Source organism: Arthrobacter sp. ZGTC412, from assembly GCF_002929215.1.
Taxonomy (GTDB): Bacteria; Actinomycetota; Actinomycetes; order Actinomycetales; family Micrococcaceae; genus Arthrobacter.
This window is the reverse complement of record NZ_PJII01000007.1, coordinates 1-22,488: the sequence shown is the minus strand read 5'-3', so window position 1 is coordinate 22,488 and position 22,488 is coordinate 1. Positions and strand designations below refer to the sequence as shown.

Sequence of the window (22,488 nt, the reverse complement as noted above, 5' to 3'; positions counted from 1 at the left end):
ACCTCGGAGGCTGCTCAGAGCCCCTTTCCACCAGTGACCGGCAGTACGGCGCCGGAAATGTAAGACCCGTCCTCTGAAGCCAGCAGCACGTAGGCCGCGGCAAGCTCGGCGGGCTGGCCCGCGCGTTCCAGCGGGGTGTCCTGGCCGAACGTCGGAAGCTTCTCCGGCCATTCAGTCGCGGGAATCAGCGGGGTCCAGATCGGTCCGGGAGCCACGGCATTGACCCTGATGCCCTTCGGGCCAAGTTCCTGCGCAAGCGCTTTGGTGAATGCCACCTGGGCCGCCTTGGTCATGGCGTAGTCGATCAGGCCGGGCGAAGGATTGAAGGCCTGGATCGAAGCTGTGGTGATAATCGAGGCGCCCGGCTTCAGGTGGGACACGGCCGCCCGCGCCGTCCACAGCAGCGAGTACAGGTTGGTCTTGAAGACCCGGTCGAATTCCTCGGTGGGCAGTGACTCCAGGCTCTCGCGGTTCTTCTGGTACGCCGCGTTCAGGACCACCACATCAAGGCGCCCGAACTCGGCCGCCGTTTCATTGGCGATCCGGGTGCTGAACTCCTCTTCGCGGCCGTCACCGGGAAACAGGAGGACCCGCTGGCCCGCTTTCCGGATCCAGTCCGCGGTGTCCTGGGCGTCTTCCTCCTCTTCGGGCAGGTAGGAGATGGCCACGTCAGCGCCCTCGCGGGCGAAGGCGATGGCGGCTGCCTTGCCGATGCCCGAATCGCCGCCCGTGATGAGGGCTGCCTTGCCCTGCAGCTTCCCGTGCCCCTCATAGCTGAGTTCCCCGTGGTCCGGCTTGGGCTCCATGGGCGCCGTCAGGCCGGGCTGCTTCTGCTCCTGCTCAGGGAACCCACCTGCGTGGTAGCCGCCCCGGGGGTCCTTTGGCTGGTCTGTCTGCTTTTCCGTGTCGCTCATAGTCCGCCTACTCACTGTGTCGGTTTCCGAGGGCCCAGACGTGCACCGGCCCTTCGAAGCTATCCCGGCCCGAGGAGCAAAGTCCACCGTTCCGTGCGAATAATCAGTAAACTTATCAAATGTGGGGCGCGGCGCAACGTTGTCCTTGTTTCTGGGTACTTGGGGAGTGGCAAGGCTGCCAGAGGCTGGGCGGCGCAGAAAGGAGAAGCAATGTCGGATGTGGAGGATTACACCAGCCGGACAGGCAGGAATGAGACCCGTGAAGAACAGCTGGACCGCAATTGGGCGGAACTGCTGCAGGAGATGCGGGTGCTGCAGATGGGCGTACAGATCCTGGGCGGCTTCCTGCTCACCCTGCCCTTCCAGGAACGGTTCGAAGACCTCGATGACTTCCAGATTGCCCTCTACCTGACCAACGTAATGATCGCTGCGCTGACCACAGCACTCATCCTTTTGCCGGTCAGTGTCCACCGGCGGCTCTTCCGGAAGCGGCTCAAGGAGACCCTGGTTTCCAGTGGCGACACCATCGCCAAGATCACCCTTGCCGGAATCGCGCTGCTGAGTGCCGGCACAGCGGCCCTGGTGTTCGACGTGACCGCAGGACGCACAGCCGGCCTCACTGCCGGCGTAGCGTTGATGGCCGTGATGGTGGTTCTGCTGGTCTACGTGCCCATCCACCTGAACAGGCGCGCCGAGGCCGGCCGGTAAGCCACCACCCGTCGCCCAGCCGCACAGCCGCCCTGCGGACGGCTCCCGAGCCGGTCACCCACTCTTTCCCCCAGCAACAACCATTTGCCTTTACCAGCCCCGCGGCCGGACACCCGGCCGCGGACAACGACAGGAGAACCCTATGAAAACACTTGTGAGAACCGCCCTGGTGGCCCTGCTGCTGCTTGCCGCACCGGCACTTTCGCTCGGCGCCGCCCACGCGTCCCCACCTGCGGACACAACGGCAACCACCGTTGCGCTGTCCGCCGCTTCCCCCACGCCTTCTCCCGGCGACACCGCATCCAGCGGCCCGGCCAATCCGGGCACGGGCGAATCCGCTGAGAACGAGTCCTCCCGGACCGACAACACACCCTGGGTCATCGGCGGGATCATCCTGTTGACGCTGATCGCGATCCTGGTCTGGAACCGCCTCAGGGGCAAAAAGACCATCGTTTAGCTGCTTGCCGCCTGGTGAAGCGCAGCACTTACCTAAGCGCCCTCGAGTACCTGGCTTGTTGCCCAGGCCAGGTACTTGGCGGCGTTGGCCACCGCATCTTCCGGGCTTGACGCCACGTCCAGCAACTGGGCAGCGGCAACCACTCCGTGCCCTGCAAGGTCCTCGGGAGTCACCAGGATCCTGCCGGCCACCACGATGACCGGGATGCCGCGTTCCCGAGCAGCATCGGCGAGCGCGATCGGGGCCTTGCCGGTCAGCGATTGGTGGTCCATGGATCCTTCTCCGGTGATCACCAGGTCGCTTTCAGCCAACTGCCCTGCCAGACCCGTCAGTCCCGCCACCAGCGCAAACCCGCCTTCCAGCGCGGCGTCGGTGAAGGCAAGGAACGACGCCGGGAAGCCGCCGGCGGCGCCTGCCCCCTCGATGTTGACGTCCCGGCCCGTAGCTTCGCGCAGGAGGGACGCCCAGTTGCGGAGACCGGCGTCGAGTAGTTCCACGGCCACCTGGTCCGCGCCCTTTTGCGGGGAGAAGACGTGCGCGGCGCCCAGCGTGCCGTAGAGCGGATTCCGTACGTCGACGGCGATACGGAAGCGGGTGGCGGCCAGCCGGGGGTCCAGTTCGGAGGCATCCAGCGCGACGACGTCGGCAAGTGAGCCGCCCCCCAGCGGCACCACATTCCCGGCCCGGTCCAGCGGCTTCAGGCCCAGGGCGCGCAGGGCGCCGCTGCCGCCGTCGGTCATCGCCGATCCGCCGAGTCCCAACACAATTTCGGTGGCGCCGGCGTCGAGCGCCGCCGCAATCAGCTGACCGCATCCGTAGCTGTGGGCCCGGAGCGCGTTCGCAGGCGTGGGCTCCATCTCGGCCAGGCCGGAGGCCTGCGCGGTTTCAATGACCGCGGTGACCGCGCCGCCGTCGCCCTTCCGGATGGCCCAGGCCGCACCGACGGGGGCAAGGATGGGCCCCACCACCGCGTTGATCCGCTCCTCGTAGCCGGCAGCGACGGCAGCATCGAGGGTGCCCTCGCCGCCATCGGCGATGGGGAACTGCGTGGCGACGGCATCCGGGTAAACGCGCAGGGCGCCCTCCGCGATGGCAGCAGCCGCTTCTGCAGCCGTGAGGGAACCCTTGAATTTGTCCGGAGCTATAAGAATGCGCATGGGCTCCATCATGCCAGCACCGTCCAGGAAAGCGCTTGCCCTTGCCGACATGCGAGCAAGCTTTTTCCTTCAAGCGGTCCGGCTTGAAGCTCCTACCCTTCGCGCCATTCGTGACCGGTAATGTGCGAGCCTCCCTGCGGGCCCATCTGCAGCATCCCGCCGTCCACTGCCCAGGAAGCGCCAGTGACGTAGCTCGAAGCAGGCGATGCGAGGAAAGCAATCACGGCAGCCACTTCCCGCGCGTCGCCCGGCCTGCCCAGTGGCACCCCTGGCCGGTCCTTCGCCGTCGGGTCCACATCCTCCTGCCCGGTCATGGGCGTGGCTATCTCACCGGGGGCAACGCTGTTGGCGGTGATGCCATGCCCGGCGAGTTCCAGGGCCAGCGTCTTCATCAGGCCGCCCAGGCCATGCTTGGAGGCGTCGTAGGCGGACGATCCCACCCGCGGCTGGAACTCGTGCACGCTGGTGACGGCAATTAACCGCCCTCCCCTGCCGGCCTGGACCATACGCCGGGCGGCCGCCTGCAAGCACACGAAGGCGCCGTTGAGGTTCGTGTCCAGGGTTTGCAGCCAGGTGTCCACGTCCAGGTCCAGGAACTTGGTCCCGTCGCCGGTGCCGGCATTGTTGACGAACACGTCCACCCCGCCGAGATCCTCGGCCAGTTCCTCGATCACCCCGCCAGCAGCCCTGAGGTCGGTGGTATCCAACTGCCGCACCACGGCCCTACGTCCCAGGTTCCGGATTTCCTCGGCTGTCGCTTCGGCGCCCGCCTTGTCCGAATGCCAGGTCACGCCCACATCCATGCCCGCCTTGGCAAGCGCAACGGCTGTGGCCTTCCCGATTCCGGAGTCTGACGCGGTGACAATGGCGGTGGTGGGGCTGAACCCGGTGGTGTCATGCATGGAGGCTCCTTCGTGTTCAGGCAGGGCGGCGGAGTTCCGGCGGCGAGGGGTAACCGTCACCGTCGGAGTCGCCCGGGGCGTCCCGCATGGTCAGGAGCGGGACGGCAAAGGTAACCACGGGACGGGCGTGGGCGTCGTCAGCCGACTTGACCGTCAGGCTCCTGGTTCCGGGCGGCACCGAGGGGGTAAATACCTGGAGATTGCGGGAGCCCAAATTCGCCGAGTTACGCAGCGAGTACTTGGTACCGAAGTGGTCCTGGAGGATGATGTTTGGCTCCGGCCCGTCGTCGGACGCCATCTGGATGTTGACCACCAGGCCGGTGGTCCAGATCTCAACGGACAAAACGGTGAATGCGGTGCTGTCCGTGACGTGCCGGCCGTAGGTTGGCGGCAGCAGCATCCCGCGGAGGGAACCGGAAGGGATAAGTTCGCGCATGGTTTGTTCCTGTTGGTTTGCGTCCGCCGACGACGGGACGGCGCCGGAGGTGGTCCGGTGCTGGTCTTGCGGGGTACGGCTGGACGAATGCGGCTTAGGCGTCTTCCCGGCCAGGGTTTTCCAGCCGGAAGAAGTTTGATTGCTGGCCGTCGCTGCGCTGTTCCTGGTATATGAAGTTCAGCTGGCGGGAGTCAAAGGTTTCAAACCATTCCTCCCAGCTGACGTGGCGGAGCTTGTTGTTTTCGCCACCGAAGTCGATCCGCAGCACACCAAGGTGGTCACCGTGCTCGGTGCCTTCCACCGTGGCGGGAACGCCGTGGCGGTCCTCTGCCCACTGCCTGATGACTTCATGGTGCGTGGTGACCAGGCTCCGGCCCTCGCGCTCAGGTTCGTCTTCCGTTGAGGTGACCTCCTGGGAATACTTCAGTGATTTGGATGATTCCGGTCCAGTGCGGACCTTCCCGTCGTCCGGTCCTGCGCCCAGGTCCTCTTCGTCCTGGTCCGCTTCAGCCTCGCGGGTGTTATTGCCTTTGTCCTGCGCCATAGTGGCCATCCTTTCCCCTCTGGCTAACTAGTAAGTCTACTTACTATGTAGCCTCCCGCTCCGCCTCCCTGTCAAGGGGGCAGGACCCTGGGACGGGGCGGATGAAGATTGTACCTCTACCCCTCTTGTGCGGCTAGGTCCGGGGTCGCGCCACCGCATAATAGCCGGGGATAAGGCTCTGCGCGGCCACGTCGGTCATCGGGTTCGTCTGGATGGCGACTGCGCCGTCCTCAAGGAGCTCCCACGTTACCCCGGGTAGGACACGGGCCCGTTCGGCAGGGCCAAAATGGCCAGGCATGGGCAGTTCACGGATGGCCCGCTCCAGCGGCGCCGGAATGCCCCTGGTTGTTGCGCCCAGGTGCGAGACATAGTCCACGGGGTTTCCCTGGAAGTTGGTTTCTGCGAGGAATACCGTGCCGCGCCTGCCGGCCAGGAGCCACAGGTTTTCCGCCAGTGCCATCTGGTCATCGGTGCTCAGTACGTGGAACACGCCGCGGACAAAGACGTTCGCCCCGCGTTCGCCTGCCAGCCCGGTTGCAGCACCGGGGGCTGTCATGTCCCGCACCTCGTAGCGGACGCACCCTGCCCCGTCGCCCTCCTGTTCGGATTCAGACCGTGCGCGTTCAATTGCGTGGGCTGAGACGTCTACGCCTATTACGGCAGGGAAGACTCCGGCGAGCGCACGCGTGAAGCTGCCGTGCCCGCATCCCACGTCAACCGTTGGAAGCTCCGGGTCCAGGTACCGCACAAGCACCTCCTTGTACCCCAGGAATTCGTGGTCCCCGCCGGAGTCCCAGAGAACCTCGCCACCCGCGCCGGTCACGTTGATGCCTGCCCAGTACCTGTCCCACGCCACCGGCCGGTCTTTGTGCGCGGAACGGGACAGGCGGACAAGTTTGGGAATCATCAGGTACTTCTGCCAGGCAGAGCGCACTGATTTCGCTGGAGAGGGCACGGATCAAATATATGGTGCGCGCTACCAATCCGTCGGCCAAGCGTCCTGTTTGGTGCTGCGGCGGCGGTCCGCGCTCGGGTTGTTTCGTCACTCTTGCCGGATGTTCAACTTCTTCGGGTTCATCCAGCCTGCGTCGCCCTACAATGTACTCAACTGGGAGCGAAGGGGGCATTGTGACGGCTGACATGCCGTGGGACTCAGCTGTGCCTCGCACCGCTGTTATGGCGGACCCCGACGGCGGAAGGCTGGCGGTCAACGCGATGGCACTGCGCGACGCCGGCTACGAGGTACGTACTGCCGGGGATGCGGGCGGGCTGGCAGCCCTGCTCAAGGCAGGCGAACCCTCGATCGTCGTCGTTGATACATCCTTGTCCGCGGTGGAAGCAGAAGCCCCCGTCCTGGTGATGGTGGACCTGGACAGCGCCGCTGAACTTGCGGCCATGCAGCCGCCAGGCATCCACGACTGCGTAGCTAAACCTGTGCCGCCGAAAGAACTGGTTCACCGTGCCACAGCCCTCATCAGGCAGGTGTCCCGGCGGGCCGCCGCCCGGCAGGAAGCCGAAGGCCTCCGTGAGCAGCTGCGCCTGGTCTCGGCTGCCGTCCGCGGCACCAATGATCCGCAGGAAATTGCCCACCTGGTAGTCGAGGGATTCGGCAGGACGTTCAGGGCGGACCACGTCCGGCTGACCACTTTCGAGGACGAACGGGTTCCCCCGATTACCGCAACATGGACCAGGCCGGGGCTCGACAAGCTCCCGGCAGAAGCGCTTCCGGATGAGGACTCCGCCCGGCAGACCGCCAATATGCTCTGGGCTGCGGCTGAAACGCTCTCCTTCGACGGGTCCGAAGAGGACACGAGGGCAGGTGAAGCATCGGGCGCCCCGCGCCTTGCCCCTGCCGCCTCCCTGCTGGCCGTGCCAATGGGTGATGGAGGCTCCTCGCTCGGCATCATCTGGATCGTGATGCTGGACCAGCCGCGGCAATGGTCACGCGCCGAGCTGGGACTGATCCAGCACGTGGCGGGCAACGCCGCCCACGGCCTGATCCAAAGCCACCTGATCAGCAGCCAGCAACAGGTGGTTAAGCAGCTTCAACAGCTCGACAAGGCGAAAACCGACTTCCTGGCCACCGTCAACCACGAGTTGAGGACGCCGCTGACGTCCATCATGGCGTACCTGGACATGATCCAAGAAAGCACTGACCAGCCAGTCTCTCCCGAAGTCCACCAGATGCTGGACATCGTGGTACGGAACACGGAGCGGCTCCGGATGCTGATCGAAGACATGCTGAGCGTTTCCCGCAACGGGCTCGATGACAACCTGATGCATCTCACCCCGGTGCGCCTGGGACAAACCCTGAACCTTGTTGCCGGCGCGCTGCGACCCCTGGCCCAGCTGCAGAACGTAACCATCGCCGTCGACCCCCTCCCTGACGATCCGGAAATCCTGGCGGACGAGGTGCAGCTGCAGCAGGTGTTCACCAACTTGGTGTCCAACGCCATCAAGTTCACCCCCAGCGGGGGCCGGATCGAGGTGGGCAGCGAGTCGCGCGCGGCGGCCGACGGCACCAGGTGGGCCACCGTCAGCGTCGCGGACAACGGCATCGGCATCTCCAGCGAGGAAATCGACCACGTCTTCACCCGGTTCTACCGCGCGTCCAACGCCATGTCCGGGGCCATCCCCGGAACCGGGCTGGGCCTGGCCATCACCAAGGACATCGTGGCGCGCCACGGCGGCCGCATCGACGTGGCGTCCACCCTGGGCGCGGGCACAACGGTCACGGTCAGCCTCCCGCTGGATCCCTGCCGCAGCCAGGCCAACTGAGCGGGGGAAGGAGGACCGATGTTTGCTGACAACGACCCCCGGCTCTCCCAACTGCTGGAGGGCATTGTCCGGCTGGCGTCGGGGGACCTCACCTCCCGGATCGAGGTCTCCGACGCCCGCGATGAGCTCGACGCCATCATCATGGGCACCAACCTCCTGGCCGAGGACCTGCAGATTATTTACGAGGAACTCGAACAGCGGGTGCAGGTGCGCACCCAGCTGCTGCACGAGGCCCACCTGGAAATGCAAAAGATGGCCATGCAGGACCCGTTGACCGGCCTGGCGAACCGCTCGGCGCTCATCGAGGCTTTACGCTCGGCCATTGATGACGACGAGGCCGATGAGGGGCCCGTCATCCTGCTGCTGGACCTCGATGCCTTTAAATCCATCAACGACAGCCTGGGCCATACCGCCGGGGACAACGTCCTGATCACTGTGGGGCAACGGATCCGCGGCGCAGTCCGCGCCACCGACGTCGTCGCACGCCTTGGTGGGGACGAGTTCGCGATCGTTATGCCGGCGGTCTCGGCAGACCAGGCAGCCATCGTGGGGCACCGCATCCTTGCGGCCCTGAACGAACCGATTGAACTGCCGGGACGAAGCGTGCGCTGCGGCGCGAGCATCGGGCTAAGTGTCGGCGGAGCCGGCCAGACCCCCGAGGACATGCTGATGGAGGCCGACGTCGCCATGTACGCCTCCAAGGCGGAAGGCCAGAACAGGCTCCACCGGTTCGAGCCAGGCCTCCTGCTGGTCCGCAGGCTCCGCAGCCAGTTGGTGGAGGACCTACGGGCGGCGATCAAGAGCGACGGACTCACCCTGCATTACCAGCCGGTGGTGGAACTAAGCTCCAGCCGGATCGAAGGCGTGGAGGCCCTGGTCCGCTGGAACCACCCGACGCGCGGACTCATCATGCCGGATGAGTTCATTCCACTGGCCGAGGATGCCGGCCTGATCTCCGAGCTTGGTTTGTGGGTGCTTCGCACGGCAGTGCGCCAGCTTCGGCAATGGATTGACGCCTCCCTGGTGGACGGCCACTTTTCCGTCCGGATCAATATCTCCGCCACCGACCTGCAAAGCCTGCAGTTCATCGAGGATGTGCGGAATGTCCTGAAGGAAACCCTGGTCCGGCCGGAGCAGGTGGTCCTGGAACTGACGGAAGTGGCCATCGTCAAGGGCAACGAGCTGGACCGCTACTCGCTGGGCGGGCTGCGCGGCCTTGGCGTGGGGATCGAGATCGACGACTTTGGAACCGGCTACTCGTCCATCAGCTACCTGCGCCGGCTGCCGGTGGACCGGGTGAAGGTGGATCGTTCCCTCATCTCCGGCCTCGGCACCGACCCCACCCAGCCCGCCCTGGTGGCTGCTGTCCTGCAACTCGTCCGCGCGTGCGGCCTGGAGGCTGTCTGGGAAGGCGTCGAGACGGCGGAGCAGGCGGAAATACTCCGCGCACTGGGGTGCCTCAGCGCCCAGGGCTATTACTTCAGCCGGCCTGTCCCACCCGAAGAGGTTCCCGGATTACTCGCGGCCCAGCCGGAAAGCGCGAAGCAGTAAAGCGAAAACTACTGCACTTTTGTTCGCCTCGATATACGATCATCGTGCTGGGTCTGTTTTTCGTCGCCGTGAGCATCGCGGCCTGCCAGCAGCATGGAACTTTAGAAGCGGTTGGAAATTGAACAAAAAAGGGCCATTGGGTCATTACTTCGTCAACTGGGGGCGTAGCTAATGTCGGTTCGTGTACAGGCGTGGGGAATCATCGCCGCTGTGCTGGCGGATCCGGATCCATCCGGGGCCGCTGTCCGGCAGCGCCTTAGCAACAGCCTCGATGAGAATCCTGGCGTGCCCGAACGGGCCTTGCTGGAGTACCTCCTGGAAACGCGGCGCAGCGACGCCAATACCGTGGAAACGATCGACAGCGCCCGCAAAATGCGCCTCGAACCGACGGCCATCCCACCGAAGCTCGCTGAACAAATCGATGCGATCCGCAGCATGTCACGCATCAGCGCGCTGCTCGAGAGCCAGATGCTGATGACGGCTTTCCAGCCCATTTACGGGCTGTCCGAAGAAACCGTGGTGGGGGTCGAGGCACTGTCCCGGTTCGTCAGCGATGACGGCGCTGCCGCGGAACTGTGGTTCGCGGAGGCGGCAGCTGTGGGCCTGGGCGCAAACCTCGAGTTTTCGGCCCTCGGATCCGCCGCTGCTGCGGCCAGGGACCTTCCTGCGGATCTGTATGTTTCGCTCAACATTTCACCCACGTCATGCCTGGACCCGCGTCTGCCGGAACTGTTCCAGCACATTGACCTTCCCCTCAGCCGCGTGGTGCTTGAACTGACGGAAACCATCAGCGATGAGGAGTACCCGCAGTTCATTGCGGCGGTCAACCCGCTGCGCGAGAAGGGCCTGCGCCTCGCCGTCGACGATACCCACTCGGGGGCCGGCGCACTGAGCCGGATGGTGCACCTGCGGCCGGACTTCCTGAAGGTCGGCCGGAACGTCATCGGCGACGTGGACAATGACGGCATCCAGCGGGCCATGGTTGCCTGCCTGGTGGACTTCGCCGGGCAGATCGGCACCACCCTGGTAGCAGAGGGCATAGAGACAGTCGGCGAACTGAAGGTCCTGACGGAGCTTGGGATCAGCGCGGGCCAGGGCTACCTGCTGGGCAGGCCGTCGGTCCGGCCCCAGGACTGGACAAGCTGGAACACCAGCGTCGATTTGGACGGGCTGAAGCGCCAGCTCGTCGGTCCTGAGACGTCCGGCCGGGTTACTCCGCCCACCGATTCCCGCTGACATCCGGCTGGGCCGCCGAAGCCTCAGGCGTAACGGCGGCCCAGGAGTCTTCATGAACCGGCGCTATCCGCTGCAGACCAGCTATTCGTCGTGGCCCTGGTCAGCGCTCATTTGATCCTCCGCCGGAGGCGTTTCCCCGGGCGGGACTCCCCCGCCGGGTTCCAGCCCAGTGACGTTGCCTGCCGCCGGGTCCGGATTGGCTGAGCCGGCGGCGTCCCGGCCGCCCTGCTGGCCTGAACCCGCTTCCTTGGCCCCTTGCCGCTCGTTGCCCGGCTGGTCCGGGTTCGCGGGGTCGTTTTCTGGATGGTAGCTGCTCACAATACTCACCCTTCCTGCCTGGCCGTGGTCTGGTACCCCAGCTCTGGACTAATTGTAAGCATGCTGATAATTCTGGAAGGGTAATGGTCCGGAAGTCCACTGGGGGCACCGGCACGCAATGTCAGAAGGAGCAGTCACATGGGTATCGGCGACAGCATCGGCAAAGCAGCAGAGAACGCCATGGAGGACCTGGCAGGAACAAGCAAGCCCACTGAGAAACTGGATGTTCCGGACCCCTCGAATCCCAACGATGACGTGGAAGTCCACTCCTCCCTGAGTGAGGGATCCAACGCCATGGAAGCCGAGAGGCAAAAGGCTCCCGGCTTGAAGACCGGAGCAGCCCCGGACCCGGTATCCGAAGCTCCCCTGGGCGGGGACGTCGAGGAAGGGGAAGACACTTGGACGCCGCACAGCGCCCAAGGCGGCAGCGGGGCGGATGCAACCGGATTGACCGGCAACGCCTCTGCACCCTCCGGCGGCACGGAGGGAGTTCCGCGCGATGTTCCGGGATCAGCAGGCCTGCCCGATGGCGATCCGGACGAACTGCGCGCAGATCCTTCCGAAGGGGACCAGGACCCGTCGACCAGCACTGGCCGGGGCTAACCCTCCGGGTCCGGCCACTCGCCGCGCTCCAGCAGCACGTCCCGGAGGAGGTCCGCCCGGTCGGTCACGAGCCCGTCCACGCCGAGCTGGAGCAGCCGGCGCATCTCCGCCGGGTCATTTACCGTCCACACATGGACCACGAGCCCCAGGGCGTGAGCGCGGCGCACAAACCCCGGAGTGACCACTTCGATCGGCCCCTTCCGCACAGGAACCTGAAGCGCGTGGACGTCGTGCAGGATGCGGCGCATTACCAACCGGAAGACGGGTCCGGGCAGCACCCGGCCCAGCACAGTAAACAGGCCCACCGAGACAACCCCGGCCGACGACGCCACCGGACGGCTCAGCAGCTTCAGCACCGCCCGCCGTCGCCGGTCCGAGAAGCTGGTGACCAGGACGCGGGAGTGTGCCTGATGGCGTTCGATCGCGCCAGCGAGGCTCCGGACCGAGTTCCAGTCCTTGACGTCCACGTTCAGCCGTACGCCGGGCAGCCCGGTGACCAGGTCATCGAAGGTGGGGATCGGTTCGCGGCCATCAATGCGGGCGCGGGCCACCTCGGCTGCGGTGAGGCTGGCGACCCGTCCCGTCCCATCCGTCACCCGGTCGAGTGTGTCGTCATGGAAGACGAGCACCACCCCGTCCGCCGTGGTGTGCACGTCGGTTTCCAGGTACCGGTAGCCGAGTTCGACGGCGGCGCGGAACGCGGCCATCGAATTCTCCAGCCCGTCCGAGGAAAACCCGCGGTGGGCCATGGCGACAGGGGTCTGGGGACCAGCAACACCAGGGCTGCTGAAGAACGGCAAACTCACCCTGCGAGCGTACCGAAGGTCCAGGCCGATCCGGAGGGCCAGAAGGCGGGTCGCCCTAGATCTCCTCGGGGAAAACCTCCACGCCGTCGCTGCAGTGCAGCAGCGTGCGGCCGCGGCCGCCGTCGAGATTGATCCACACTGCCGTGTGGTCCCCGGTGATGGTGTCCACCAGGCCGCCGGCCTCGAATCCGGGCGAGAAAACCACACGGACGCGGTCGCCCTGGCGCAGCTGCTTCCAATGCGGCGCGGGGGTGGCCCTGCGCAGCGGCACATCAACAGCGTCATGCTTGACGTTTTTTGCCATCGTTACCCCTTGAGCCGTAAAGGGGAGGTGTCTGCTCCCCTCGCCCCACCGTACGGAGCAGAAGTGAACGCAAGGTGAGCGTCAGCTGTGAATTGAGCTCAGGGAAGTTTGACACCCAGCGACGCCAGGCGGGCCTCGAGAACCTGGGCCACGCCGTCATCGTCAAAATGGGGTGCCTGCTGCCCGGCGGCGAGTATAGCCTCCGGGTGGCCGCTGGCCATTGCGTAGCCGTGACCTGCCCAGCGAAGCATCTCGATGTCGTTGGGCATGTCTCCGAACGCCACAACGTCGGCGGCGTCGATACCCAGCGAGGTGGCATATGCGGCCAGCGTCACTGCCTTGTTGACGCCGGGAAGGCACAGCTCCAGCATGGACACTCCGGGCGATGAGTGTGTGGCGGCGGCCAGATGTTCGACGGCGGGCCGCACCTCGGCCAGGAAGTCGTCCGGAGTTCCCTCCCGGACGATCGCCAGGAACTTCACGACGGCGTCATCCGGGGTGAGCGTTTCGGCCAGCGGCGCAGGGGTGAATTCGGAGAGCAGTTCGCTGGACTCGTTTTCGATGAAGCCGGGTTCGAGGTGGAAGCCGGTCAGTGTTTCCGCGGCGAACAGCGCACCCGGCCGGAGCTCCTTGATGACCCGGCGGATCTCCAGCACGGATTCGATGGCCAAGGCGCGGGCTGACACCAGCTGTTCAGTCTCAAGGTCCCACACCACGGCGCCGTTCGAGCAGATGACAGTGCCGGCGTGGCCGAGTCGGTCCTGCAGGGGGTGCAGCCAGCGCGGCGGGCGGCCGGTGACAAAAACGAGTTCGACGCCGGCGTCCCGGCAGGCGTGGAAGGCGCGGACGGTGCGGTCACTGATCTTTCCATCGTGCCCAAGGATCGTTCCGTCAATGTCACTTGCTACCAACCGCATCATGCCAGTCTACGTGGCCACCCCGGGCACTCGTCCGCCCAGGCGCGCCGTGACCTTCCCGGCCGCGGCGACGCAAGATTCGCCGAGCGCCTGCAACCGGTCCTGGGAAACGCGGAACCGGGGCGCCGGGATCAGTACCGCGGCCACCACCTCGCCGCGGTGATCGTAAACGGGCGCTGCCAGACCCACTTCGTCGATGGAGGTCTCCCCGTAGTTGATGGCCCAGCCGCGCCGGAGGTCGTCCTTCAAACGGACAAGGTAGGCGTCCAGGCTGGACTCATCCAGTCCCGGGTACGAGATGGCGCCGCTGCTGATGAGGGAACGGACGCGGGGTTCCGGTTCCTGGGCGAGGAACACCTGCACGGAAGCGCTGAGGGCGTCGTTGTAGCGCGCACCGAGCGGGGTGGTGTGTTTTATCTGGTGGTGGCTGGCGATCTGCTCCACGCAAATGGATTCATCACCACTCCACACCATGAGCGCGCTGGTTTCGCCGGTCTGCTCGGAGAGTTCGCGCAGCACCGGGTAGGCAACCCGCCGCTCCTCGAGTTCCGCCAGCAAGGGTCCGGCCACGGCAATCAGCCCGAGGCCAAGCCGGAAGCGGCGGGTCTCCGCGTCCCTCTCCACCAGGTGTTCCTGCTCGAAGGTGGCCAGGATCCTTGAGACGGTGCTTTTGTGCAGCCCGACGCGGTTGGCAATCTCGGTGACCCCCAGGAGCGGCTCATCTGCCGTGAAGGTGCGGAGCACGGCGATTGCGTTGACGATGACGGAAGCACCCTTGCTGTCGCCGTTGCCTGTGGTCTCGGGTTCTGTTGCGCTCATGGTGGTACCCATCATTCCCTAAGGGTGGCCGAAAGCGGCGCCATCGAATTGATGGCGCCGCTTCGGGTTTCTGCCGAGCTTGCGAGGCGAGGGGACGGTTGGGCCTAGGCGCCGATGATGTTGTACTCGGGGCCGAACGGGAATTTGGTGATGTTCTCCGCGCCGTCCTCCCCCACCACCAGGATGTCGTGCTCGCGGTAGCCGCCGGCCCCCGGCTGGCCGTCCAGGACCGTGATCATCGGTTCCATGGAGACCACCATGCCCGGTTCGAGCACCGTGTCGATGTCCTCACGGAGCTCCAGCCCGGCTTCCCGGCCGTAGTAGTGGCTGAGGACGCCGAAGGAGTGTCCGTAGCCGAAGGTGCGGTTGGCAAGCAAGCCGTGACCGACGTAGATTTCGTTGAGCTCCGCGGCAATGTCCTTGCAGACCGCGCCAGGCTTGATGAGCTCGAGGCCGCGCTTGTGGACCTCCACGTTGATGTTCCACAGCTCCAGGGACCGGGCATCCGGTTCGCCGTAGAACAGGGTCCGCTCCAGGGCCGTGTAGTAGCCGGAGGTCATGGGGAAGCAGTTCAGGGACAGGATGTCGTGTTCCTGAATCTTGCGGGTGGTGGCCCAGTTGTGCGCGCCGTCAGTGTTGATGCCGGACTGGAACCACACCCAGGTGTCGCGGATTTCGGAGTTGGGGAAGGTCCTGGCGATCTCGTGCACCATGGCCTCGGTACCAATCAGGGCGACCTCGTACTCGGTGATGCCGGCGGTGATGGCATTGCGGATTGCCTCGCCGCCCAGGTCGCCAATGCGTGCGCCGTGCTTGATGACCTCGATTTCCTCGGCGGACTTGATCATGCGCTGACGCATAGCTGCTTGCGCCACGTCCACCAGGGTTGCGCCGGAGAACGCTGCCTGGATCTTGTTGCGGTTGTCCAGGGGCAGGGAGTCGTCCTCGACGCCGAGGCGCCGTGGGTTGATGCCCCGGGTGCGCAGGACTTCCTGGATGGCGAAGATGTAGTTGTCGCGGCGCCAGTCCGTGTAGACGATGTTGTCGCCGTAGCTCCGGCGCCAAGGCATCCCGGCGTCGATATTGGCGGTGACGGTGACGGTGTCATCCTTGGTGACCACCATGCCGTAGGAGCGGCCGAAGGTGGTGAAAAGGAAGTCGGAGTAGTACTTGATGGAGTGGTAGCTGGTGAGGACGACGGCGTCGAGATCCTTTTCCGCCATGATGCGGCGGAGTCCGGCGAGCCTGCGTTCAAACTCGGCGTCGGAGAAGGTCAGGGACACCTTCTCGCCGTTCTTGAGGACCTTCGTGCGCTCCAGTTCGGCGATGGTGGTTGCGTTCTCGGTGGTGGTGGTCATCGTGGTGGTGCCTTTCTCTAGTGCGTCTCGAGGGAAAGCGTGAAGAGTTGCATTAGATGCAACGCTGTTGCACTAGACTAAGGGTGGTCGACGCCACAGTCAATGGCTTTGGATGTCACCTTAAAGCTGGCTCTAAGTTGGTTCCGCATGCGTCAGCCGGTCCCAGCGTGGGGAGGAACATTGTCGCCAAGTTGCATTCACAGGTGCCGTGTTGCGTCCACGCGAGTTAATAGCTTGCGGACATGCCAGGACGGCCGCTCGTAGTACCGGCCCTCGTAGTACGTGGCGTTCTATTGACACTTGCTGTGACGGCTGACATATTTCCAGTACGCGCTATGTGCACCATGTTGTGCATTACGCAATTTGCTGCCTGACGGGTCAATCGTTCTGGGCGCGGAGCGGCTGCAATGAGAAGGTTGAACCCGGGCCGGTTTAACTGCCCGGAATACCGCGGCCAAGAGTCCCGGGACATAGGAAAGGAACACCAGTTCATGGTTCACAAAGTCAAGGCAGTCATCGCCAAGGAAAAAGATGCTCCGGTGTCGTTGGAAACCATCCTGGTTCCGGACCCGGGCCCGGGTGAGGCTTTGGTGGACATCCTCACGTGCGGGGTCTGCCACACGGACCTGCACTACAAACAGGGCGGCATTGGGGATGACTTCCCGTATTTGCTCGGTCATGAAGCTACCGGTGTGGTGTCTGCCGTGGGCGAGGGCGTCACCGAAGTTGCCCCGGGTGACCGCGTCATCCTGAACTGGCGCGCCGTCTGCGGTGAGTGCCGCGCGTGTGCCAAGGGCCAGCCGCAGTACTGCTTCAACACGCACAACGCCACGCAGAAGATGACGCTCGAGGACGGCACCGAACTCTCCCCCGCGCTGGGCATCGGTGCTTTCGCCGAGAAGACCCTCGTTGCTGCAGGGCAGTGCACCAAGGTCGACCCCGAGGCTGATGCTGCCGCCGTCGGCCTGCTCGGCTGCGGCGTGATGGCCGGCATCGGTGCCGCGATCAACACCGGCGAGGTCAAGCGCGGCGAGTCCGTGGCCGTGATCGGCTGCGGCGGCGTGGGCATCGCAGCGATCGCCGGGGCCAAGCTGGCCGGCGCCACCACCATCATCGCGGTAGACATCGACGCCAACAAGGTGGAAATGGCCAAATTGTTGGGCGCCACCCACGGCGTGGACTCCAGCAAGGAAGACCCGATCGAGGCCATCCGCGCCCTCACTGGAGGCAACGGCGCAGATGTGGTGATTGACGCCGTCGGCCGTCCCGAAACGTACAAGCAGGCGTTCTACGCCCGCGACCTCGCCGGCCGCGTGGTGCTGGTGGGCGTCCCGACGCCGGACATGAAGCTGGAACTGCCCCTACTGGACGTCTTTGGCCGCGGCGGTTCGCTGAAGTCCTCCTGGTACGGCGATTGCCTGCCCTCCCGCGACTTCCCGATGCTGGTGGCGCACTACAAACAGGGCAACCTGGACCTGAATGCCTTCGTCACTGAACGAATCACCATCGACCAGGTGGAGGAAGCCTTCGCCAGGATGCACGAGGGCAAGGTCCTGCGTTCCGTGGTTGAGATCGAGCCGGCGGCGGCTTCCTGATGGGCGTCCGGATCGAGAACCTGGTCACCTCGGGCACGTTTTCGCTCGACGGCGGCACCTGGGACGTGGACAACAACGTCTGGATCGTGGGCAACGACGAGGAATGCGTGATCATCGACTCCCCACACGACGCGGCCGCGATCATTAACCAAGTGCGGGGCCGGAACGTCCTTGCCATCCTGCTGACCCACGCGCACAACGATCACATCGGCGCCGCACGCGAGGTCGCAGACGCCGTCGGTGCCCCGATCTATTTGAACCCGGAAGACCACATCCTCTGGGAGCAGGTCTACGCGGATTCAAAGCCGGACCATGAGCTGGCCGACGGGGACGAGTTCCAGGTGGCCGGCGCGACAATGCGGGCGATCCACACGCCCGGCCACTCCCCCGGCTCCACGTGCTTTTACCTGGAAAGCGAAGGAACGGTCTTCACCGGGGACACGCTCTTTAACGGCGGCCCGGGTGCCACCGGTCGTTCCTACAGCGACTATCCCACCATCCTCACCTCCATCCGCCAACGGTTGCTGACGCTGCCGCCTGAAACCGTGGTCCGCACCGGCCATGGTGACAACACCACGATTGCGGCGGAGCGGGAGACACTGGCGAAGGTTTCGCAGTAGTCCGGCAGCTCAACAAGATGCCAGCGAGGCGCGCCGGGAAACCTGGCGCGCCTTCGCGGCGCACAACAAGCAGGCAGCTGGCCAAGGCAAGCAGTTGAACAAGCAGCCTGATAAGCAAGGCAAGCGATTACAAGCAGGACGTATGCCGGTAAGGAAGTTGGAACAATGAAGTTCGGCAAGCAGCCCGCCCCCGTGGCGGACATCAACGAGGACAACCTCGAAGTCCACAAGCCCAAAACGGAAGCGGCCGGCGTCAAGGCCGTGATGGTGGCGCTGGAACGTGCCGTAGCCCAGGCCGGGGTGGCGCGGACAACGCAGTCGCTGTTGCGGCTGAACCAGCGCGGCGGGTTTGACTGCCCGGGCTGTGCCTGGCCGGAGTCGGATAAGAAGCGCAAGGCGGCGGAGTTCTGTGAGAACGGCGCCAAGGCTGTGGCGGAGGAGAACACCCTCCGCACCGTGGGGGCCGAATTCTGGGCCCGGCATTCCATCGCCGAGCTCGCAACGAAGACCGAGTACTGGCTGGGCAACCAGGGCCGGCTGAGTGAGCCGGTGGTGATCCGCGCAGGCGAAAGCCACTACTCGCCGATCTCCTGGGCCGACGCCTTCGAGCTGATCGGCGAGCACATTCGGGCCTCTACTGCGGACCGCTGCGTCTTTTACACCTCCGGGCGCACCGCGAACGAGACGGCGTTTATGTACCAGCTGTTCGCCCGGGCACTGGGCACGAACAACCTGCCGGACTGTTCCAACATGTGCCACGAGTCCTCGGGCTCGGCGCTGAACCCGACCATCGGCATAGGCAAGGGCACTGTTTCGCTGGACGATATCCATGACTCTGAGTTGATCTTCGTGGTCGGGCAGAACCCGGGGACCAATCATCCGCGCATGCTGTCTGCGCTGAAGGAATGCAAGGATAAGGGCGGCAAGGTGGTGGCGGTCAATCCACTGCCCGAGGCCGGCCTGTTCAACTTCAAGGACCCGCAGACGGTCTCCGGTGTGGTGGGCGGCGGCACACCGCTGGCCGATGAATACCTGCAGATCAAAGTGGGAGGGGACCTCGCTCTGTTCCAGGCCCTGGGCCATCTCCTCCTGGCCGAGGAGGAACGGAACCCGGGGTCCGTCGTCGACCGTTCCTTTGTGGAAGCGCAGACGGACGGCTTCGAGGCCTACCGCGAGGCCCGCGCCGAGCTGGACTGGGCCGAAACGGAGAAGGCCACCGGCCTGTCCCGGGAACAAATCGAGATTGTGGCCGAAATGCTGATCCGGTCCAAGGCCACCATCTTCTGCTGGGCCCTGGGCGTCACGCAGCAGCCGCACTCGGTGGACACCATCAAGGAAATGGTCAACGTCCTGCTGCTGCAGGGCAACTTCGGCAAGCCAGGCGCCGGCGCGTGCCCGGTCCGCGGGCACTCCAACGTCCAGGGCGACCGAACCATGGGCATCTGGGAAAAACCCAAGGAATGGTTGCTGGAGGCCTTGGATGGCGAGTTCGGGATCCAGTCCCCGCGGCACCACGGCTACGACGCAGTGGAGGCCATGGAAGCCTTCGAACGCGACGAGGTGGACGTTTTCGTTTCGATGGGCGGCAACTTCTCGCTGGCCTGTTCAGACACTGAAACCCTTGAAGCCGGGATGAAGCGGATCGGCTTGACCGTCCACATCTCCACCAAGCCGAACAGGTCCCACATCGTCCACGGGCGTACCTCGCTGATCCTGCCCACCCTCGGCCGGACCGACAAGGACGACAAACACCCCAAGGGCGCCCAATTCCTGTCCGTGGAGGACTCCATGTCCGTGGTCCACTCCACCCAGGGCAGGCTGCAGCCGGTATCCGAGCACCTGCTGGCCGAACCGGTGATCGTGGCCCGGATGGCTGAGGCGACCTTCGGCCCGGACCACTCGGTGGACTGGAAAGCCATGGCGGAGGACTACGACGTGATCCGCGACCACATCACGCGCGTCCTGCCGGGCTTCGAGGACTTCAACACCCGGGTGCGGACCAAAAACGGGTTCGTGCTGCCCAACCCGCCGCGGGACACGCGTTCCTTCAAAACGGATGTCGGCCGCGGCCGCTTCACCGTCAGCCCGCTGGAATACCTCACCCCGCCCGACGGGCATCTGGTCCTGCAGACAATCCGCAGCCATGACCAGTACAACACCACGTACTACGGGCTGGACGACCGTTACCGCGGCATCTCCGGCGGCCGCCGGGTGATTTTGATCCATCCTGAGGACCTGGTGGAACTCGGCTTCGAGGACCGCGACCTGGTGGACGTGGTCAGCACCTTCCGCGGCCACGACCGGAAAGCAGACAAGTTCCGCCTCGTCGCCTACCCCACCGCCAAGGGCTGCGCTGCCGCGTACTTCCCAGAAGCCAACGCCCTGGTCCACAAGGAAAACGTCGCGCGGGAATCAAACACCCCCGGTTTCAAGGCCATGTTCGTCCGGTTTGTCCCGCACCTCGCGGAAAACACCGACGCGGAAGCTTCCGGGGAGCTCGCGCCGGCTACGGCGGGCTAGTACTGCCGCTGCCCGTCCAGCACAGATAACGACGGCGACATTCCGGAAGTGCGGAATGTCGCCGTCGCACTTTGTATCCCTCGGGTCCGCGCTTATATCGGGTTGTTGCCGTCAGGCTGCGCCTCGGGATCCAGTCCTTTGCCGTAGCCGGTGGCCGAAGCAAGCCCTCCCACCTGTTGTCCGGCGTTGGTTTGTCCAGGTGTGAAACCGCTGTCCTGGGCATCTTGGGGTTTCCCCTCGGACTCGGGTGCGACATCCTGCCGCAGGTGCTCGTCGTCAGGAATGTTCTTGGAAACCTCTTTATCAGCCATCCCACCAGCCAAGCACCGGCCGTAGGTGCCTGCAAGGGTTCAATTGGCCTGGGCGTGCAGGAACCGCTCGATGCCGTCTTCTCCGAGCGATAAACCGATGCGAACAAGATCCACGTCGCCGGGCGGAGGATCTCCACGCGCAGACTGCGATCGGCCGGGCCAGCGGGGTGGTTCCCAGTCGTGGTGTTCGGCTTTGTAGTGTCTGCCGGTGGGTGAGGTCCAGCCAGGTGGTGCTGTTTTGGTGGCCGCAGTTGGGGTCCAGCCGGTGGAATGTTTGAGGCGGTGGTGCTTGGGACAGAGTTGTGCCAAGTTACTGATTCCGGTGGTCCCGCCGTGTTGCCAGGCCTGTAGGTGGTCTGCCTCGTTATCCAGTGAGGAGTTGTTGCAACCGGGAAAGGCGCATTTTCCGTCCCGAAGGAGCAGCGCCTTTTTTATGGCTTTGGTGAGGCGGTAGCTGTCGCGCCCGATTTCCAGCGGCGCCCCGTTGCGGGGGTCGACGAGGACCCGGTAGAACGAACTGGCGCCATGTGCGACCAGGTCCCGGGCCATCGACGGCGGGATGGGACCGTACCCGTCCAGCATTGCTGTCTCGTCCGTGAGGCCCATCAGCGAGAACACCGGCACGGTGACCAGCACCTCCGCCCGGATCGACGAGGAATTACCAGCAGAGGTTCCTGCACTCTTCGTGTCACCGGTCCCGGGAGTGGTGGTTCCGGGACCGGTGGTGCCGGCGCCGGCGAGGAGCCACCCACCATACAAGTCCGTCCGCAACTGGGTGAGGGTACGGGCCTCCTCTGGTCCCTGTAGTCCCCGCGCCCCGGTGGTGAGTTTGTTCCAGATCGCCGTGGCGTGGTGGGCCGGCAGGTAGGCGGAGAGCCAGGCCATTCCGTCCTGGTCCGGCCGGTATTCCACCCGCCGGTCCGCGACGCCCTTGGCGTGGCGTTGCTCGATGGATTCGGCGTGGTGCCGTTCCCGCCAGGTCCGGGCCTTGTGGCGGAACCGGGACGCCGGTATTTCCCCGATCGAGGCGGCCGCGGGCGGCCGCGGTGTGTCCGGGTCCAGGAAGTGGGCCTCCAATGCGGCGGCCCCGGCCGGGTCCAAAGTGGCGGTCTCGTCGACCATCACTTTGGCGTGCTGCCAGGAGATGGTCCCGGCCTGCAACGCTGAGAGTGTCAGCGGCAGCTCCTTGGCCAGGACGTGGGATGTGGCCAGGAACGAACCCGCTGCCCGGGGGCCGAGGGCCAGCAGGGCGCCGATTTCTGCGGCAATGGCCATCTCCTGCGCCTGCACCGGCGCGTCCGGCGGCGCTATCACCTGGGCAGTGTCCGCGTACTTCACCGCAGCCCGGGCCTTCAGCCCGGCGAACCCGGCTTCCACCCCGGCCGCGCCGGCAAGGATGTCCAGGCAGCCATCGGCCAGGGCTGCCAGCGGATCAGCCTCCGAGAACGGCTCAGAACCACACCCGTCCACCTCAGCATTGAGCACGGCAAGGGCAACGTTGATGTCCTCATACGCCTTCGCCACCGCCGCTTTCCCCATAAACCAATCTTGCCAAGGGGGTCTGACAGTAATGATGGAAGTGGCTTGTGCCGCGGTGTGACTCTGGGTCTGACTGACGCCCGCTTCGTTGGTTT

The 22,488-nt window shown here is 65.1% G+C and carries 23 protein-coding genes; 9 read left to right on the top strand and 14 right to left on the bottom strand.

Translation table 11 applies throughout. The features are described 5' to 3' along the window. Window positions 1-14: 14 nt before the first annotated feature. Window positions 15-914, bottom strand: a complete 900-nt coding sequence (locus CXQ88_RS10410) for an SDR family oxidoreductase (RefSeq protein WP_104044100.1) — start codon at window positions 912-914, stop codon at window positions 15-17. Window positions 915-1,124: 210 nt separating this feature from the next. Here CXQ88_RS10410 and CXQ88_RS10405 point away from each other — a divergent pair, with 210 nt between their 5' ends. Together CXQ88_RS10405 and CXQ88_RS10400 are read left to right on the top strand one after the other, a co-directional pair. Further along, window positions 1,125-1,622 carry a DUF6328 family protein gene (locus CXQ88_RS10405; protein ID WP_104044099.1) on the top strand — a complete coding sequence of 166 codons (498 nt, stop codon included), beginning with the start codon at window positions 1,125-1,127 and terminating at the stop codon, window positions 1,620-1,622. A gap of 142 nt (window positions 1,623-1,764) precedes the next feature. After that, window positions 1,765-2,079 carry a LuxR family transcriptional regulator gene (locus tag CXQ88_RS10400; RefSeq protein ID WP_104044098.1) on the top strand — a complete coding sequence of 105 codons (315 nt, stop codon included), beginning with the start codon at window positions 1,765-1,767 and terminating at the stop codon, window positions 2,077-2,079. Window positions 2,080-2,111: 32 nt separating this feature from the next. Here CXQ88_RS10400 and CXQ88_RS10395 read toward each other — a convergent pair whose 3' ends face one another. The 5 genes from CXQ88_RS10395 to CXQ88_RS10375 all read right to left on the bottom strand — a co-directional run bounded on the left by CXQ88_RS10395 (window position 2,112) and on the right by CXQ88_RS10375 (window position 6,025). Then, complete coding sequence (locus CXQ88_RS10395) at window positions 2,112-3,236, bottom strand: glycerate kinase (RefSeq protein ID WP_104044230.1); 1,125 nt, start codon at window positions 3,234-3,236, stop codon at window positions 2,112-2,114. 92 nt (window positions 3,237-3,328) lie between these two features. Then, complete coding sequence (locus CXQ88_RS10390; RefSeq protein WP_104044097.1) at window positions 3,329-4,138, bottom strand: SDR family oxidoreductase; 810 nt, start codon at window positions 4,136-4,138, stop codon at window positions 3,329-3,331. Window positions 4,139-4,154: 16 nt separating this feature from the next. Continuing rightward, window positions 4,155-4,574: a hypothetical protein gene (locus CXQ88_RS10385; protein ID WP_104044096.1), complete on the bottom strand. Its 420-nt coding sequence runs from the start codon at window positions 4,572-4,574 to the stop codon at window positions 4,155-4,157. A gap of 94 nt (window positions 4,575-4,668) precedes the next feature. Then, window positions 4,669-5,118: a hypothetical protein gene (locus tag CXQ88_RS10380; protein WP_219816314.1), complete on the bottom strand. Its 450-nt coding sequence runs from the start codon at window positions 5,116-5,118 to the stop codon at window positions 4,669-4,671. Between the two features lie 133 nt (window positions 5,119-5,251). Then, entirely contained in the window at window positions 5,252-6,025 is a 774-nt protein-coding gene (locus tag CXQ88_RS10375) for a class I SAM-dependent methyltransferase (protein WP_181037472.1), read from the bottom strand. Window positions 6,026-6,258: 233 nt separating this feature from the next. On the opposite strand from CXQ88_RS10375, the gene CXQ88_RS10370 reads away from it, so the two are divergent. The 3 genes from CXQ88_RS10370 (at window position 6,259) to CXQ88_RS10360 (ending at window position 10,683) form a co-directional block, all read left to right on the top strand. After that, window positions 6,259-7,896: a sensor histidine kinase gene (locus CXQ88_RS10370; RefSeq protein WP_104044229.1), complete on the top strand. Its 1,638-nt coding sequence runs from the start codon at window positions 6,259-6,261 to the stop codon at window positions 7,894-7,896. Window positions 7,897-7,914: 18 nt separating this feature from the next. Next, on the top strand, window positions 7,915-9,447 hold the full coding sequence (locus tag CXQ88_RS10365) for a putative bifunctional diguanylate cyclase/phosphodiesterase (RefSeq protein ID WP_104044094.1): 1,533 nt from the start codon (window positions 7,915-7,917) through the stop codon (window positions 9,445-9,447). Between the two features lie 171 nt (window positions 9,448-9,618). Next, complete coding sequence (locus CXQ88_RS10360; RefSeq protein WP_104044093.1) at window positions 9,619-10,683, top strand: EAL domain-containing protein; 1,065 nt, start codon at window positions 9,619-9,621, stop codon at window positions 10,681-10,683. Between the two features lie 81 nt (window positions 10,684-10,764). On the opposite strand, the gene CXQ88_RS10355 is transcribed toward CXQ88_RS10360, so the two are convergent. Next, a complete protein-coding gene (locus tag CXQ88_RS10355; RefSeq protein WP_104044092.1) occupies window positions 10,765-11,001 on the bottom strand; it encodes a DUF6480 family protein in 237 nt (78 codons plus the stop codon). A 138-nt stretch (window positions 11,002-11,139) separates the two neighbouring features. Here CXQ88_RS10355 and CXQ88_RS10350 point away from each other — a divergent pair, with 138 nt between their 5' ends. Further along, a complete protein-coding gene (locus CXQ88_RS10350) occupies window positions 11,140-11,604 on the top strand; it encodes a hypothetical protein (RefSeq protein WP_104044091.1) in 465 nt (154 codons plus the stop codon). Here CXQ88_RS10350 and CXQ88_RS10345 read toward each other — a convergent pair. The 5 genes from CXQ88_RS10345 to CXQ88_RS10325 form a co-directional block, all read right to left on the bottom strand. Continuing rightward, window positions 11,601-12,410, bottom strand: coding sequence for a glycerophosphodiester phosphodiesterase (locus CXQ88_RS10345; protein WP_373637747.1), 810 nt, complete (start codon window positions 12,408-12,410; stop codon window positions 11,601-11,603). The genes CXQ88_RS10350 and CXQ88_RS10345 overlap by 4 nt on opposite strands. Window positions 12,411-12,465: 55 nt before the next feature. Continuing rightward, entirely contained in the window at window positions 12,466-12,714 is a 249-nt protein-coding gene (locus tag CXQ88_RS10340; protein ID WP_104044089.1) for a hypothetical protein, read from the bottom strand. A 98-nt stretch (window positions 12,715-12,812) separates the two neighbouring features. Continuing rightward, complete coding sequence (locus tag CXQ88_RS10335) at window positions 12,813-13,631, bottom strand: HAD family hydrolase (RefSeq protein ID WP_181037471.1); 819 nt, start codon at window positions 13,629-13,631, stop codon at window positions 12,813-12,815. 9 nt (window positions 13,632-13,640) lie between these two features. Further along, window positions 13,641-14,450 (bottom strand): IclR family transcriptional regulator, encoded by an 810-nt coding sequence (locus CXQ88_RS10330; RefSeq protein WP_104044228.1) that lies wholly within the window; start codon window positions 14,448-14,450, stop codon window positions 13,641-13,643. Window positions 14,451-14,554: 104 nt separating this feature from the next. After that, window positions 14,555-15,808, bottom strand: a complete 1,254-nt coding sequence (locus CXQ88_RS10325; protein ID WP_104044087.1) for an aminopeptidase P family protein — start codon at window positions 15,806-15,808, stop codon at window positions 14,555-14,557. Between the two features lie 491 nt (window positions 15,809-16,299). Between CXQ88_RS10325 and CXQ88_RS10320 the strand changes: the two genes are divergently transcribed. From CXQ88_RS10320 to CXQ88_RS10310, 3 genes are all read left to right on the top strand, one after another. Continuing rightward, window positions 16,300-17,403, top strand: coding sequence for an S-(hydroxymethyl)mycothiol dehydrogenase (locus CXQ88_RS10320; protein WP_104044086.1), 1,104 nt, complete (start codon window positions 16,300-16,302; stop codon window positions 17,401-17,403). Beyond that, window positions 17,403-18,023, top strand: a complete 621-nt coding sequence (locus CXQ88_RS10315; RefSeq protein WP_104044085.1) for an MBL fold metallo-hydrolase — start codon at window positions 17,403-17,405, stop codon at window positions 18,021-18,023. Before CXQ88_RS10320 ends, CXQ88_RS10315 begins: the two co-directional genes overlap by 1 nt. 165 nt (window positions 18,024-18,188) lie before the next feature. Then, window positions 18,189-20,543 carry an FdhF/YdeP family oxidoreductase gene (locus tag CXQ88_RS10310; RefSeq protein ID WP_104044084.1) on the top strand — a complete coding sequence of 785 codons (2,355 nt, stop codon included), beginning with the start codon at window positions 18,189-18,191 and terminating at the stop codon, window positions 20,541-20,543. Window positions 20,544-20,635: 92 nt separating this feature from the next. On the opposite strand, the gene CXQ88_RS10305 is transcribed toward CXQ88_RS10310, so the two are convergent. Continuing rightward, window positions 20,636-20,854: a hypothetical protein gene (locus CXQ88_RS10305; protein WP_104044083.1), complete on the bottom strand. Its 219-nt coding sequence runs from the start codon at window positions 20,852-20,854 to the stop codon at window positions 20,636-20,638. 39 nt (window positions 20,855-20,893) lie between these two features. After that, window positions 20,894-22,393, bottom strand: a complete 1,500-nt coding sequence (locus CXQ88_RS10300) for an HNH endonuclease signature motif containing protein (protein ID WP_104044082.1) — start codon at window positions 22,391-22,393, stop codon at window positions 20,894-20,896. Between the last annotated feature and the right edge of the window lie 95 nt (window positions 22,394-22,488).

Coding starts and splice junctions, on each gene's coding strand:
- CXQ88_RS10405 (WP_104044099.1), top strand. CDS start 1,125: ATGTCGGATGTGGAGGATTACACCAGCCGGACAGGCAGGAATGAGACC.
- CXQ88_RS10400 (WP_104044098.1), top strand. CDS start 1,765: ATGAAAACACTTGTGAGAACCGCCCTGGTGGCCCTGCTGCTGCTTGCC.
- CXQ88_RS10335 (WP_181037471.1), bottom strand. CDS start 13,631: ATGCGGTTGGTAGCAAGTGACATTGACGGAACGATCCTTGGGCACGAT.
- CXQ88_RS10305 (WP_104044083.1), bottom strand. CDS start 20,854: ATGGCTGATAAAGAGGTTTCCAAGAACATTCCTGACGACGAGCACCTG.
- CXQ88_RS10375 (WP_181037472.1), bottom strand. CDS start 6,025: ATGATTCCCAAACTTGTCCGCCTGTCCCGTTCCGCGCACAAAGACCGG.
- CXQ88_RS10390 (WP_104044097.1), bottom strand. CDS start 4,138: ATGCATGACACCACCGGGTTCAGCCCCACCACCGCCATTGTCACCGCG.
- CXQ88_RS10370 (WP_104044229.1), top strand. CDS start 6,259: ATGCCGTGGGACTCAGCTGTGCCTCGCACCGCTGTTATGGCGGACCCC.
- CXQ88_RS10340 (WP_104044089.1), bottom strand. CDS start 12,714: ATGGCAAAAAACGTCAAGCATGACGCTGTTGATGTGCCGCTGCGCAGG.
- CXQ88_RS10325 (WP_104044087.1), bottom strand. CDS start 15,808: ATGACCACCACCACCGAGAACGCAACCACCATCGCCGAACTGGAGCGC.
- CXQ88_RS10385 (WP_104044096.1), bottom strand. CDS start 4,574: ATGCGCGAACTTATCCCTTCCGGTTCCCTCCGCGGGATGCTGCTGCCG.
- CXQ88_RS10365 (WP_104044094.1), top strand. CDS start 7,915: ATGTTTGCTGACAACGACCCCCGGCTCTCCCAACTGCTGGAGGGCATT.
- CXQ88_RS10350 (WP_104044091.1), top strand. CDS start 11,140: ATGGGTATCGGCGACAGCATCGGCAAAGCAGCAGAGAACGCCATGGAG.
- CXQ88_RS10380 (WP_219816314.1), bottom strand. CDS start 5,118: ATGGCGCAGGACAAAGGCAATAACACCCGCGAGGCTGAAGCGGACCAG.
- CXQ88_RS10310 (WP_104044084.1), top strand. CDS start 18,189: ATGAAGTTCGGCAAGCAGCCCGCCCCCGTGGCGGACATCAACGAGGAC.
- CXQ88_RS10315 (WP_104044085.1), top strand. CDS start 17,403: ATGGGCGTCCGGATCGAGAACCTGGTCACCTCGGGCACGTTTTCGCTC.
- CXQ88_RS10320 (WP_104044086.1), top strand. CDS start 16,300: ATGGTTCACAAAGTCAAGGCAGTCATCGCCAAGGAAAAAGATGCTCCG.
- CXQ88_RS10330 (WP_104044228.1), bottom strand. CDS start 14,450: ATGAGCGCAACAGAACCCGAGACCACAGGCAACGGCGACAGCAAGGGT.
- CXQ88_RS10360 (WP_104044093.1), top strand. CDS start 9,619: ATGTCGGTTCGTGTACAGGCGTGGGGAATCATCGCCGCTGTGCTGGCG.
- CXQ88_RS10300 (WP_104044082.1), bottom strand. CDS start 22,393: ATGGGGAAAGCGGCGGTGGCGAAGGCGTATGAGGACATCAACGTTGCC.
- CXQ88_RS10395 (WP_104044230.1), bottom strand. CDS start 3,236: ATGCGCATTCTTATAGCTCCGGACAAATTCAAGGGTTCCCTCACGGCT.
- CXQ88_RS10410 (WP_104044100.1), bottom strand. CDS start 914: ATGAGCGACACGGAAAAGCAGACAGACCAGCCAAAGGACCCCCGGGGC.